Below are 12,864 nucleotides of genomic sequence, written 5' to 3' on the forward strand. Positions count from 1 at the left end.
TGGCCGGCAACACCGGAGGCCCCTGCAATGCCTAGCATCCTTCCGCTCGGCGACCCGGCGCCGTCGGACGGTCTGCTGCCCGCCCAGGCGGTGGACGGTGCGGCACGCCGGGCCTTCGGACTGTACGTGCATATCCCGTTCTGCGCGGTGCGCTGCGGATACTGCGACTTCAACACCTATACGGCCACCGAGCTGGGCGGCGGAGCGTCGCAGGACGCCTACGCCAGCACGGCTGTGTCCGAAGTCGACTTTGCCGCCACCGCCCTGCGGGACTCGGGTCTGCCGGACCGTCCGCTGAGTACAGTCTTCTTTGGCGGTGGCACTCCTACGCTGCTCCCCGCGGAAGACCTCGCCCGGATCCTGACTGCCGCCGTCGGGCACTGGGGCCTGGAACCCGGCGCCGAAGTGACCACCGAAGCAAACCCGGACTCGGTCACCCCCGCATCACTGCAGGTGCTGGCCGACGCCGGTTTCACCCGGGTGTCCTTTGGCATGCAGTCCGCGGTACCCCATGTCCTGAAGGTCCTGGACCGCACGCACACGCCCAGCCGTGTGCCGCAGGTGGTCCAGTGGGCTCGGGACGCCGGACTGGCCGTGAGCCTGGATCTTATTTACGGGACGCCGGGGGAGTCCCTGGCGGACTGGCGGTTCTCCCTGGAGACGGCGCTGTCCTATCAGCCTGACCACATCAGTGCCTACGCGCTGATCGTGGAGGACGGCACCAAGCTGGCCGCCCAGATCCGCCGTGGTGAAGTCCCTGGAATCGACGACGACGACCACGCCGACAAGTACGAACTCGCCGACGAACTGATCGGCGCGGCGGGCCTCAGCTGGTATGAGGTCAGTAACTGGTCCCGGACGCCGGAGCAGGCATGTCGGCATAACCTGGCGTACTGGCGGGGGGACGACTGGTGGGGCATCGGACCCGGTGCACACTCACACGTCGGCGGAGTGCGGTGGTGGAACGTCAAGCACCCCACGGCCTACGCCGGACGGCTCGCGCAGGGGCTGTCACCGGCCGCCGGGCGGGAAACGCTCGACGCCGAAACCCGTGATGTGGAGCGCGTGATGCTTGAGGCCCGGCTCGTGTCGGGGCTGGCAACGTCAACGTTGGGTGAACACGGCCGGCACGCCGTGGCCGGGCTCATCGCGGACGGCCTGGTGGAGCCGCCGGCAGCCTTCCACGGCACGCTGGTTTTGACCCTGAAGGGGCGCCTGTTGGCCGACGCCGTGGTCCGCAGGATCCTGCCGGACTAACAGTGGTGGGCCCACGCCCGCAGGGTTCCCTGGCCGAGCCTGCGAGCTTAGCGCGGCGGTCCCTTCCCAACACTCGCAAGCTCGCGTCGGGGCCCTCGGGACGCCGCTTAGCGGGTGGGGACTACTTGATCCAGCGCAGGTTGTACTGGTAGCGGTGCGGCTGGCCCTTGTTGACATGGATGCCTGCGGCCACCGAGAAGCAGGTCAGGGCAATCCAGATCAGGGTGGCGATGACAGCGAAGATGTTTCCCACCACCGGAATAAACACCAGGACATTGGCCACCAGCGCAGCAATGGTGGGCGGCAGGCTGAAGTTCAGTGCTTCCTTGGATTCCTGGGCGGTAAACGGCCCGCGCTCACGGAAAATCAGGTAGATCAGCAGGGACGGAACACAGCCGAGAATCCCGCCGAAGTGCGCCAGCGTGGCCCACTGGCGGTCTTCGCTGGCCGTCAGCGGCAGCGCATTTGCCGGAACGCCCTGGTACTCGGAACGGCCCTGGCCGCCGTGATCGTCCCGGTGCTCGCGTGCGTTTTGTGCCACGGTTTTCTTCCTTCGAAAGTGCAATGGTGCTGGGTTGGAGAGTGCCGGACTGAAAGCAACTGCAGCGCCCGCAGTACCAAGAATACTGGTTCGGCCACCAAATGCCGCCGCGCGGAGCCGGATCCGGCGTTAAGGCACTGTCAGGAAGTCGATGACTTCCTCCACCCGCCCGAGCAGTGACGCCTCCAGGTCCGCATAGCTGCGGACTGCGCCCAGCAGCCTTTGCCAGCCAAGCCCGATATCTTCCTTCGTGGAGTGCGGCCAGCCGAATGCTGTCAGGATGCCGGTCTTCCAGTCCTGCCCGCGCGGCACCACCGGCCACTGTTCGAGGCCCAGGACCGCGGGCCGGATGGCTTGCCACACGTCAACGTAAGGATGACCGACGATAAGAACGTTGCCGGCAGCGCCGGGGGAAGCCAATACGGCGGCAGCGATGCGCGACTCCTTCGAACCCGGCACCAGGTGGTCCACCAGGACCCCCAGCCGGCGGCCGGGACCGGGACCGAACGCGGCCACCGCCCCGGCGAGGTCATCAATGCCATGCAAAGGTTCGACGACGATGCCCTCAACGCGGAGATCGTCACCCCAGACCTTCTCCACCAGTTCGGCGTCGTGCTTTCCTTCCACCCAGATTCTGCTCGCCTTGGCCACTTGGGCACGCTGGCCGGCCACGCGGACTGAGCCGGACGCCGTCCGGCCGGCCACCACGGGGGCGGCCTGCCTGGGCGCCGGGGGAACGAGCCGGATGGGCTGCCCCTCCAGGAGGAACCCGAAGCCGAGTCGGAAGGACCGGGACTTTCCTCGCCGGTCTTCGAGGGCCACCACATGCATGCCGCCGGACTTCTCCACCCGGGTCACCGCTCCCACCCAGCCGGACTGGACATCTTCAAGGACCATGCCGCGCGCCACGGGAACCTCAGGAAGTTCGCTCCTGACGGGCGCGGTGATCTCCTGCGGACCCCAGTTCTGGTAGTGCATGGATTGATTCCGCCTCGCCGCTAGATCCTGGCCCGGAATTTCGCCCGGAGCGGTACCAATGCTAACAACGGGGTGACTCATATTAGACTGTTAGCACTTAGGCATGTCGAGTGCTAACCCCGCAGCGATCACGGATGGAGGTGGAGTATGAGCGAGCCGCGCAAACTCGAAGTACTGCGCGCCATCGTGGAGGACTATGTGCACTCCCGCGAGCCAGTGGGTTCCAAAGCGCTCGTGGAACGCCACCACCTTGGCGTGTCCAGCGCCACCATCCGCAACGACATGGCGGCTTTGGAAGACGACGGCCTGATCACCGCCCCGCACACGAGCGCAGGAAGGATTCCCACAGACAAAGGCTACCGGCTGTTTGTGGACCAGATTTCAGCGGTAAAGCCGCTTTCCCAGGCGGAACGGCGGGCAATCCAGGCGCTGCTGGAGGGTGCAGACGATCTGGATGACGTCCTGGACAGAACCGTCAGGATGCTGTCGCAGCTGACCAACCAGGTCGCCGTCGTGCAGTATCCGCATCTGAGCCGCGCCACCATCCGCCACATCGAATTCGTCCTGCTTGCGCCGCAGCAGGTACTCGTGGTCCTCATCGCCACCACCGGCAAGGTAGAACAGCGTGTGATCGACGTAGGCCTGGACCTTGGCGACGACGCCGTCGCGGCGTTGCGGGCACACTTCCTCGGATCCCTCGCGGGCATCTCGCTGAGCCGACTGGCGCCCTCGCTGCCGGGGGTCGTTTCGTCCGTCAGCCCGGGCCAGCGTGCGGCGGCCCAGGCATTGGCCCACGGGCTGGAAACGCTCGCCCACAACACCCGCGAGGAACGCATGGTCATGGCCGGAACAGCAAACCTCGCCCGCTCCAATGTGGATTTTCCGCTCAGTATCGGACCAGTCCTCGAAGCCCTCGAGGAGCAGGTTGTCTTGCTGCGCCTCTTAGGCGACATGGCGCAGGATCCGAGGGGGGTGGCAGTCAGTATCGGGCGTGAAAACCCGTACGACGGGCTCGCGGAAGCCTCCGTGGTGGCCACGGGCTACGGACCAGACAGCACCGCCAAGATCGGTGTGCTGGGCCCCACCCGGATGGATTATCCCACCACCATGGCCGCCGTCAGGGCAGTAGCCCGTTACCTTTCAAGAATTCTGGGTCCGTAACAGTACTACGGTCCAGGCACGAAGAGCAGTGCCGGCAGCCCGCCTGCCGGCAGTACAACAAGGAAGAGATACGAACTTTGAGCAGCCACTACGACGTCCTCGGAGTCTCGCCGGAAGCCACCGGGGAAGAGATCAAGAAGGCCTACCGCAAGCTGGCCCGCACTCTTCACCCGGATGTAAACCCCGGGGATGATGCTTCGGACCGCTTCAAGGCCGTGACCCACGCCTACGAGGTACTTTCGGACCCGCAGAAGCGCCGGATCTATGACACCACCGGCAACGAGAACGGAACCGACAACGGGTTCGGCGGCGGCGGATACTCCGGCCAGGGCTTCGCGTTCCAGGATATCTTCGACACGTTCTTCGGCGCGGGCGGCTCCTCCGGCCCCGCGTCCCGGGTCCGCCGCGGCCAGGACGCACTGATCAGTGTCCGGATCGAACTGCGCGATGCCGTGTTCGGCGTCAACCGGAAACTCGAAGTGGACACCGCGGTCACCTGCCCCACCTGCAACGGGTCATGCTGCCGCGAAGGCAGCCACCCTGTCCGCTGCGATATCTGCGGCGGCAGCGGCCAGGTTCAGCGTGCGGTGCGCTCCATCCTGGGCCAGGTCATGACGGCGGCCCCGTGCGGCAGCTGCGAGGGGTTCGGGACGGTTATCAAGGACCCTTGCAACGAATGCAGCGGACAGGGCCGCATCCGCAGCCGGCGGTCCCTGACCATCAAGGTGCCCGCCGGAGTTGCCACAGGCACGCGGATCCAGCTCTCCGGGCAAGGCGAAGCAGGCCCGGCCGGAGGACCATCCGGGGACCTCTATGTGGAACTACGGGTCAACAACGACGCCACCTACGCCCGCGACGGCGACGACCTGCACGCAACGCTGCACATTCCGATGACAGCCGCCGCCCTGGGCACCGAGCTGTCACTGGAAACCTTTGACGGACTGCAGGAGATCGACGTCAAGGCAGGCACGCAGTCAGGGGAGATCATCACGCTCCGCGGACTCGGCGTGACGCACCTGCGCGGTTACGGCCGCGGGGATCTGATGGTCCATCTGCAGGTTGAGACGCCAGCCAAGCTGGATGCTGCGCAGGAGGACCTCCTGCGGCAGCTGGCGAAGCTTCGGGGCGAGCAGTTCACGGAAGGCAAACTGGCAGCCAGCGGCGGCGTCTTTGCCAAGCTGCGGGACCGGTTCGGTAACCTGTAGCGGTGAGCAATCCCGTTTTCTTCAGCGGTGCCGGGTCGCTCGACGAGCTGGTGCCCGGTGCCCGATTTGTCCTTCAAGGGCCGGAGGCACGCCACGCCGTGACCGTGAAACGGCTATCTCCTGGAGAGTCCGTGGACCTTGCCGACGGCGCCGGAAAACGGCTGACGGGAACTGTTGTCTCGGCGTCGCCTGCAGAGCTTACCGTGCAATGCTCCGCCGTCTCCGTGGAGGACCGGCACGACATCCGGCTGGTGCTGGTGCAGGCCCTCGCCAAGGGGGACCGCGACGAACTGGCCGTGGAAACGGCAACCGAACTCGGGATTGACGCCGTAATTCCCTGGCAGTCCGAGCGCTCAATCGTCCGCTGGAAGGGCGAGCGTGCGGCCAAGGCCCACGCGAAATGGCAGTCCGTGGTCACGGCGGCCGCCAAGCAGGCACGCCGCGCCTGGATCCCCGAGGTGCGCGCCGCCGTCGAAACGGCAGGCCTTGTGGCAGCAGTGGCGGCAGCGGATCTGGCCGTAATCCTGCACGAAGATGCTGTCCGGCCGCTCCGGTCCGTCCTGGAATCATGGCAGGGTGCCCAGGGTGCCCAGGGTGACGCCGGAGCCCAGGAAATTCTGCTCATCGTTGGCCCGGAAGGCGGAATCAGTCCCCGCGAAGTCACCCGGCTTTGCGACGCCGGCGCCATGACGGCCCTCCTGGGACACCACGTCCTCAGGTCATCCACGGCCGGACCGGCGGCGGTTGTCCTGGCGAGCGATGTCCTGGGACGCTGGACAGCGCCGGTCTCCTGAAGCGGCCTGCTACCGGACGCTGAAGTTCCGCGTGTCCAGATTCAGCTCCTGGCTGCTGCCGGCCGTCTCCACCTGCGAAACACGGAGCTCATAGTTCCCGGCGGACAGGCTCAGCGCAAGCGTGAACACTCCTGCCTGTGCCGCTTCGGCCGCTGCAGTGCTCTCCCCCGTGAGGTAGGGCGTCTTGTTCCCGTTTGCTTCGGCCCGCAGGATCTGCCAGCGAAGTTTACCGCCCGGAACCGTGCTGCGGCCGGTGATCTTGACGCTTCCGCCTGCAAGGTCTGTCCCTTCCTGCGGATCGATGATCCAGACAGGCGCCACCATTCCGGCAGCCCGGGACATGGGGTCGCCAAGCTGGACGTGGTTGAAGGCAATGTAGTCGGTGTGGCTATCCACCAGGATCCTGACCTGGATCTGCTGTCCGGAATCGATCAGGCCGGAACTCGCGGCCGCCGCCGTAGCGGTAAAGACCAGCTGCTGGATAGCGCGGCCGGCCATGTCAGCGTCGAGATTGCTGTTAAAGGCATCCTCCGAGACGTCGACGGTAATGACGTTCTTGCCGGAGATGGAGGAGGCGAGTTTCTCGGGATTCTGCCAGGGCGTGAAGAAATCCGGGTCAAGCGGCTTCTCCGACATCATGGCCCGCAGGGCGCGTGTCACGGGATTCTCCTGCTCCGGCACGTCCCGGAACTCCCGGTACAGGAACACGTTGTTGTTGCTTCGGCCAATCCAGTAGACGGGTGCCTTGTTGGAAGACTGTGTGGTTTCCAGGGGCGCGCTGGTGGAGGGGCCCCCGGGTGAGCCGGTGGCCGCCTGGCTGGGGTTTGCCGTCGGGGTGGTCCCGGGATTGGGCTCCGCGATGCAACCGGTGAGAAGGAGGAATGCTGCCAGTAGACCCAGGAGGCGTTGCGGACGGAAGCGCGGTGCGGCGCGTCTGGCAGTAAGGGGGGTCGCTGTTTCCGGCACTCTCGTGGCCTGTCCTTTCCCGGCTGTGAAATGGTGAGGCCTGGGCCCCGTGAGCCGGTCCCCGGACGGCTGTGATTTCCAGCATGGCATAGCCGGTTCTGCCAAAAGCACCAAATTCCGGCTGCCGGCGTAACTGCAACGGGAACGATACGCGCCTGATATGAAGTTGATACCTAATGGCAGCAACCGTCCCGCAGCACGGCGGTGACGGGCACCCGTCCCGGCGACCGCCGGGCGCTGCCGGGAGGTGCCGGGAGGTGCCTCCTAGCGTAAGATGGAAGGACTCCGCTGGCTCCTGCGTGCTCGGCAACAGCCCCGCCCACACAGCAGCCGGCGGCACTTTAAGTTTCGAACTGGAGGAGACCACAGGCCTGCGGGCCAGCACCATGACTGAATCAGCGAACGGAAAGCGCCGGCTCAATACTGACGGCGCCGCCGCAGAATTCCCCCATTCACTTCCTGGTGTCCGGACGGAGGTGGTTCTCTTTGACAACTCCGACCAGATGGTCCAATCCCTCGGCAGCCATGACGAGGCCCTGCGTTACATCGAAGAGCAGTTCCCGTCGGTTAACTTCCACGTTCGTGGAAACGAGCTATCCATCAGCGGCCCCGCCAACGAAGTTCCGCGCATTATGCGGCTCCTGCACGAGGTGCGCGGCCTCGTGGCCCGCGGCACCGTCATCAGCCCCGCGGTGCTGCACCAGCTCGTAGCGCTGCTGCGCAGCCAGTCATTGCAGAACCCTGTGGATGTCCTCACCCATGACATCCTCTCCAGCCGGGGGAAGACCATCCGGCCCAAAACCCTGAACCAGAAAAACTACGTGGACGCGATTGACGCGAACACCGTGATTTTCGGGATTGGCCCTGCAGGCACGGGTAAGACCTACCTCGCGATGGCTAAGGCTGTCCAGGCCCTGCAGCAGAAGGAAGTCAGCCGAATTATCCTGACCAGGCCCGCGGTCGAGGCCGGCGAGCGGCTGGGATTCCTGCCGGGCACACTGAGCGACAAGATCGATCCCTACCTGCGCCCGCTGTACGACGCGCTGCACGACATGATGGACCCCGAGTCCATCCCGCGGCTGATGGCGGCGGGAACCATCGAAGTGGCGCCGCTGGCCTACATGCGGGGCCGCACGCTCAATGACGCCTTTATCATTCTGGACGAAGCACAGAACACCACACCGGCACAGATGAAGATGTTTCTGACGCGCTTGGGCTTCGGGTCCAAAATGGTGGTCACCGGCGACGTCACCCAGGTGGACCTTCCCTTTGGTACCCGGTCGGGCCTGCGGATCGTAGAGGAGATCCTGCAGGGAATCGAGGGCGTGAACTTCACCGTTCTGGACTCCACTGACGTGGTCCGTCACCGTCTTGTGGGTGACATCGTGCGTGCCTACAGTCTCTGGGACGACGTCCAGCGGAGCAAAGTCAATCACTCAGTGACCCGGGAAAAGCGGGGGGAAAACGCGTGAGCATTGAGGTCAACAACGAATCCGGCATCCAGGTTGATGAAGCCGCGCTCGTGGCACTGTCCCGGTACGTTTTCGAGCAGTTGTTTATCCACCCGCAGGCTGAACTCTCCATTCTCCTGGTGGATGAACCAGCCATGGAAAAGCTCCACATCGAACTCATGGACGAGCCCGGATCCACAGATGTGCTCTCGGTTCCCATGGACGAACTGACTCCCGGTACGCCGGACCGGCCCACTCCACAAGGGATGCTGGGTGACATTGCCGTGTGCCCCCAGGTGGCGCAGGTGCAGGCAGTCAACGCCAGGCATTCCCTGCAGGATGAGATGCTGCTGCTGACCACCCACGGAATCCTCCACCTGCTCGGCTATGACCACGCGGAGCCCGAGGAAAAGGAAGAGATGTTCGGCCTCCAGCGCCAGCTGCTTTCCGGCTTCACCGGCAAAGAAGCACCCGCCGAGACCACGCAGTGACGCCTCTGCTCCTTGTCGGCATGGCCCTGGCGTTCCTCAGCACCGCAGCAGTCCTGACCGCAGCCGAGGCCGCGTTCACATTTCTTTCCAGGCATGACGCGGAAGACGCGCTGCTGAAAAGCCGCGGAAACGCCATGCAGCGCATCCTGGCCCAGCCGGTGGCCCACATCCGGGCCTTGAGGTTCTGGCGGGTCTGGTTCGAGATGGCTTCAGCCGTGGCGGTGGCTGTGCTGCTCCACAGCCTGCTGGACAACGTCTGGCTGGCTGGGCTTGCCGCAACCGGGATCATGGCCTTGCTCGGCTTCGTCATCGTGGGAGTTTCCCCGCGGCAGATCGGCAGGCTCCATTCGGCCGCGGTGGTCCGGTATACGGCGTCGCTGATCAGGTTCCTGACGTGGGTCCTCGGTCCCATTCCCGGGTGGCTTGTGGCACTGGGCAGTGCCGTCGCTCCCGGCGCCCCTGCCGGTGATGACGCGTTCTTCAGCGAACAGGAATTCCGCGAGCTCGTGGACCGGGCCTCTGAATCGGACATGATCGAAGACACCGAAGCGGAAATGATCCAATCAGTCTTTGACTTCGGCGATACCCTGGTGCGCGCCGTAATGGTGCCCAGAACCGATATCCTCAGCATCGACGCCGGTTCCAGCCTCAGACGGGCAATGTCGATGTTCCTGCGGTCGGGCTACTCGCGGATCCCCGTGATCCGCGACAACACGGACCAGATCCTCGGAATTGTCTACCTCAAGGACGTTGCGGCTACGCTTCACGAGCTGGGGCCCGACGACGAGCCACCCCCGGTCGAAACCTTGGCCCGCGAGGTGCGGTACGTCCCGGAGTCCAAGCCGGTCAGCGACCTCCTCCGGGAGCTGCAGAAGGAGTCTACCCACGTGGCCATCGTGATCGACGAATACGGTGGCACGGCCGGCCTTGTCACCCTCGAAGACCTCATCGAGGAAATCGTCGGCGAAATCGTGGACGAATATGACACGGAAAGCGCCGAGGCCGTGGCCCTGGGCAGTGGTTCGTACCGCGTGAGCGCCCGGATGAGCATCGATGACCTCGGAGAACTGTTCGACATAGAGCTCGACGACGACGAAGTTGACACCGTGGGCGGGCTGCTGGCCAAGGCACTGGGCCGCGTTCCCATTGTGGGCAGCCGCGTGGAGGTGGATGGCATCTCGCTGCTCGCCGAACGGCTCGAGGGCCGCCGCAACCGCGTCAGCCACATCATTGCCGCAGCAGCACCAAAGACAGACACTGACCTTGAAGACGTCCTCGACGAGGCGGAAGCAACCCAGCAGGGAGTTCCACGTGAGCAAGAAAAATAGTCGTCCGGCCAGCCCGGATTCAGCCGCAACAGAGTTCGGCGGATACAGGGCGGGCTTTGCGGTCCTCGTGGGGCGGCCGAACGCGGGCAAATCAACCCTGACGAACGCCCTGGTGGGCCAGAAGGTGGCGATCACTTCCGCCAAGCCGCAGACCACGCGGCACACCATCCGAGGGATCGTGCACCGCGATGACGCCCAGTTGATCCTGGTTGATACGCCTGGCCTGCACCGCCCCCGTACCCTGCTGGGAAAACGGTTGAACGAACTCGTCGCCGACACGCTCGCCGAGGTCGACGCGATCGGCTTCTGCCTTCCCGCCAACGAGAAGATCGGCCCGGGCGACAAGTACATCGCCGCGCAGCTCGCAGCCATCGGCAACAAGCCGGTCATCGCGGTCGTCACCAAGGCGGACACGGTGGACCGGCAGGCGCTCACGGAGCAGTTGCTCGCCGTCGCTGCATTGGGCAGGGATGTCATAGGCGAGGACGGCTGGAAAGACATCGTGCCCGTTTCCGCCACCGACGGGTTCCAGGTCGACACCCTCGCAGACGTCCTGATCAGCCACATGCCAGCATCGCCGCCCCTGTATCCGGATGGCCACCTGACGGACGAACCCGAAGCTGTGATGATCGCGGAACTCATCCGGGAAGCGGCCCTCGAAGGTGTAAGGGACGAACTGCCCCACTCACTGGCGGTCGTCGTTGATGAGATTGTTCCGCGTGAAGGCCGGCCCGAAGACAGGCCCTTCCTCGACGTCCGGGTCAACCTTTATGTAGAGCGTCCGTCGCAGAAGGCCATCATCATCGGCAAAGGCGGCGCACGTCTCCGCGAAGTCGGTACCACCGCCCGCAAGGGGATCGAGGCGCTGCTCGGCGCCCGAATCTACCTTGACCTGCATGTGAAGGTGGCAAAGGACTGGCAGCGTGACCCTAAGCAGCTGGTCAAGCTGGGTTTCTGACGCGGCCCTTACACCATGCCCCGGCCGGTCGTCGGGAAGTTCCCAGACTGGGCAACTAAAATAGGCGGGTTCAATTTTTTCGAGGAAGGTACCACACATGGGGCGAGGCCGCGACAATCGCGAGTACGGAGCTGACGCGTCAGCCGGGACCGGTCCTGTCTCCCGCCACGCTGATGCCACAGCCGTCGGCGTTGCCCGGCATCTCGGCTCCCGCAGCCGGATGCGGGCGTGGCTGAAGGTGACTACCGCAGTGGTGACCATCCTGGTGGTCGGCGGTCTTGGTTTTGCCGGGTATTGGTATTTTCGGCTTCAGTCCAACATCACGACTGCGCCGCTGAACGCCGGTGGCACCGCGAACCCCGAGGCAGACAAATCGGCGCGGATGCAGATCCTGATCCTGGGCTCGGATACCAGGGACGGCGCAAACGCGGAGTACGGCTCTACGGACGACTCAACCGGGTACGGCAAGTCCGACGTCATGATGCTGATGGATGTCTCGGCCGATAACAAACGCGTCAGCGTCATCAGCTTCCCCCGGGACCTGCTGGTCGATATTCCGGAGTGCACCGATCAGAAGACCAAACGGACGTATCCTGCCCGCAGCGGTGTCATGATCAACGAGGCCATGAATGAAGCAGGAATCGGCTGCGCCGTAGACACGGTCAACAAACTGACTGGCCTGGAGATCGATCACTTCATGATGGCGGACTTTACCGCAGTGAAGGAACTTTCCAACACGGTGGGCGGCGTTGACGTGTGCATCAGTGACGCCGTCTACGATCCGGACTCCCGGCTGCGCCTGCCGAAGGGCACGTCCTCGGTCAAGGGCGAAATGGCCCTTGCCTTCCTGCGGACCAGGCACGCCTTCGCCGACGGCGGCGATCTCGGCCGGATCAGGGCACAGCAGGGATTCCTGTCCTCCCTTACGCGCAAGATCAAGGACGACGGCACACTGTCCGACCCGTCTAAAATGCTGAACATTGCCGATGTTGTGACGAAGAACCTCACCGTGGATGAGGGGCTGGCCTCCGTGCCGTCGCTCGTGAGTATTGGTAGCCGGCTGAAGGACATCGACATCAGCAAGGTGGCGTTTGTGGCCGTGCCCAACACGCCGGCAACCACGGACATCAACCGCCTGCAGATTGCGGAGCCCGCAGGGTCACAGCTGTTTGCAGCGCTCCGCGAGGACGTGGACCTCACGGATCCAACAGCTCCCACCACTCCTACCCCGGCGCCGACAGAAACGACAGCCCCGCCCACAGAAACAGCCCCGGCTGTGCCGCCTTATGACAAGGCGCTGCAGCCAGTCACCGTGGCCAACGGCAGCGGCATCCCGGGACGCGCCCAGGAAATCGTGCAGGCCTTGATCACCGGCGGTTTCACCCAATCCGGGCCACTGCAAGCCGCACCTGTCGCGCAGAGCGTTGTCTACTACGGTCCTGAATTCGCCGACGTCGCAGCCGATGTGGCTGCGCTGCTCGGGATCCCGGCCGTCCAGGTCCAGCCGGCACCCCGCGTCGCCGGAGTCCAGGTCTACCTTGGAACTGACTTCACCGCCGGGGCAACCTACAGCGCCGGTGCGGGCACCGCCCTGCCAGAGGACATCGTCAACCAGACGGCCGGCGATACAGTGTGCCAGCAGGCCAACCCGGTGCTGATCGTCCAGGACTGACGGCAAAACCCAGCAGACACCGGGAGGCGGGGCCTGGATGCCCCGCCTCCCGGTGTCTCTGC

12 protein-coding genes are annotated in these 12,864 nt (G+C 64.8%); 9 read left to right on the forward strand and 3 right to left on the reverse strand.

Going from position 1 to position 12,864, the window contains the following annotated elements; translation table 11 throughout:
- Window positions 1-27: 27 nt before the first annotated feature.
- The gene (gene hemW, locus ACQCSV_RS10135) at window positions 28-1,257 is read left to right on the forward strand and encodes a radical SAM family heme chaperone HemW (protein ID WP_354223246.1); all 1,230 of its coding nucleotides are present in this window, start codon (window positions 28-30) and stop codon (window positions 1,255-1,257) included.
- A gap of 121 nt (window positions 1,258-1,378) precedes the next feature.
- Here the strand turns inward: hemW and ACQCSV_RS10140 are convergent, their stop codons facing one another.
- The gene (locus ACQCSV_RS10140) at window positions 1,379-1,798 is read right to left on the reverse strand and encodes a DUF4870 domain-containing protein (protein ID WP_185260611.1); all 420 of its coding nucleotides are present in this window, start codon (window positions 1,796-1,798) and stop codon (window positions 1,379-1,381) included.
- 129 nt (window positions 1,799-1,927) lie between these two features.
- Window positions 1,928-2,776: a DUF3097 domain-containing protein gene (locus tag ACQCSV_RS10145; protein ID WP_354155040.1), complete on the reverse strand. Its 849-nt coding sequence runs from the start codon at window positions 2,774-2,776 to the stop codon at window positions 1,928-1,930.
- 147 nt (window positions 2,777-2,923) lie between these two features.
- Between ACQCSV_RS10145 and hrcA the strand changes: the two genes are divergently transcribed.
- From hrcA to ACQCSV_RS10160, 3 genes are all read left to right on the forward strand, one after another.
- Window positions 2,924-3,937 carry a heat-inducible transcriptional repressor HrcA gene (hrcA, locus tag ACQCSV_RS10150; RefSeq protein ID WP_354155041.1) on the forward strand — a complete coding sequence of 338 codons (1,014 nt, stop codon included), beginning with the start codon at window positions 2,924-2,926 and terminating at the stop codon, window positions 3,935-3,937.
- 77 nt (window positions 3,938-4,014) lie between these two features.
- Entirely contained in the window at window positions 4,015-5,142 is a 1,128-nt protein-coding gene (gene dnaJ, locus ACQCSV_RS10155; RefSeq protein ID WP_354155042.1) for a molecular chaperone DnaJ, read from the forward strand.
- Between the two features lie 2 nt (window positions 5,143-5,144).
- Window positions 5,145-5,936 carry a 16S rRNA (uracil(1498)-N(3))-methyltransferase gene (locus ACQCSV_RS10160; protein ID WP_426938376.1) on the forward strand — a complete coding sequence of 264 codons (792 nt, stop codon included), beginning with the start codon at window positions 5,145-5,147 and terminating at the stop codon, window positions 5,934-5,936.
- Window positions 5,937-5,945: 9 nt separating this feature from the next.
- On the opposite strand, the gene ACQCSV_RS10165 is transcribed toward ACQCSV_RS10160, so the two are convergent.
- Window positions 5,946-6,902, reverse strand: coding sequence for a GerMN domain-containing protein (locus tag ACQCSV_RS10165; RefSeq protein ID WP_354155044.1), 957 nt, complete (start codon window positions 6,900-6,902; stop codon window positions 5,946-5,948).
- Between the two features lie 386 nt (window positions 6,903-7,288).
- Here ACQCSV_RS10165 and ACQCSV_RS10170 point away from each other — a divergent pair, with 386 nt between their 5' ends.
- From ACQCSV_RS10170 to ACQCSV_RS10190, 5 genes are all read left to right on the forward strand, one after another.
- Window positions 7,289-8,374 carry a PhoH family protein gene (locus ACQCSV_RS10170; protein ID WP_354155059.1) on the forward strand — a complete coding sequence of 362 codons (1,086 nt, stop codon included), beginning with the start codon at window positions 7,289-7,291 and terminating at the stop codon, window positions 8,372-8,374.
- On the forward strand, window positions 8,371-8,844 hold the full coding sequence (gene ybeY, locus ACQCSV_RS10175) for an rRNA maturation RNase YbeY (RefSeq protein WP_282330709.1): 474 nt from the start codon (window positions 8,371-8,373) through the stop codon (window positions 8,842-8,844). Before ACQCSV_RS10170 ends, ybeY begins: the two co-directional genes overlap by 4 nt.
- Window positions 8,841-10,172, forward strand: coding sequence for a hemolysin family protein (locus tag ACQCSV_RS10180; protein WP_354158189.1), 1,332 nt, complete (start codon window positions 8,841-8,843; stop codon window positions 10,170-10,172). Before ybeY ends, ACQCSV_RS10180 begins: the two co-directional genes overlap by 4 nt.
- Complete coding sequence (era, locus tag ACQCSV_RS10185; protein WP_185260602.1) at window positions 10,156-11,130, forward strand: GTPase Era; 975 nt, start codon at window positions 10,156-10,158, stop codon at window positions 11,128-11,130. The genes ACQCSV_RS10180 and era overlap by 17 nt, the downstream gene beginning before the upstream one ends.
- 97 nt (window positions 11,131-11,227) lie before the next feature.
- A complete protein-coding gene (locus ACQCSV_RS10190) occupies window positions 11,228-12,802 on the forward strand; it encodes an LCP family protein (protein ID WP_354155046.1) in 1,575 nt (524 codons plus the stop codon).
- Window positions 12,803-12,864 lie beyond the last annotated feature (62 nt).

The sequence above is a fragment of the Pseudarthrobacter sp. S3 genome (genome assembly GCF_050156905.1).
GTDB lineage: Bacteria > Actinomycetota > Actinomycetes > Actinomycetales > Micrococcaceae > Arthrobacter.

Coding starts and splice junctions, on each gene's coding strand:
- hemW (WP_354223246.1), top strand. CDS start 28: ATGCCTAGCATCCTTCCGCTCGGCGACCCGGCGCCGTCGGACGGTCTG.
- ACQCSV_RS10145 (WP_354155040.1), bottom strand. CDS start 2,776: ATGCACTACCAGAACTGGGGTCCGCAGGAGATCACCGCGCCCGTCAGG.
- hrcA (WP_354155041.1), top strand. CDS start 2,924: ATGAGCGAGCCGCGCAAACTCGAAGTACTGCGCGCCATCGTGGAGGAC.
- ACQCSV_RS10170 (WP_354155059.1), top strand. CDS start 7,289: ATGACTGAATCAGCGAACGGAAAGCGCCGGCTCAATACTGACGGCGCC.
- ACQCSV_RS10190 (WP_354155046.1), top strand. CDS start 11,228: ATGGGGCGAGGCCGCGACAATCGCGAGTACGGAGCTGACGCGTCAGCC.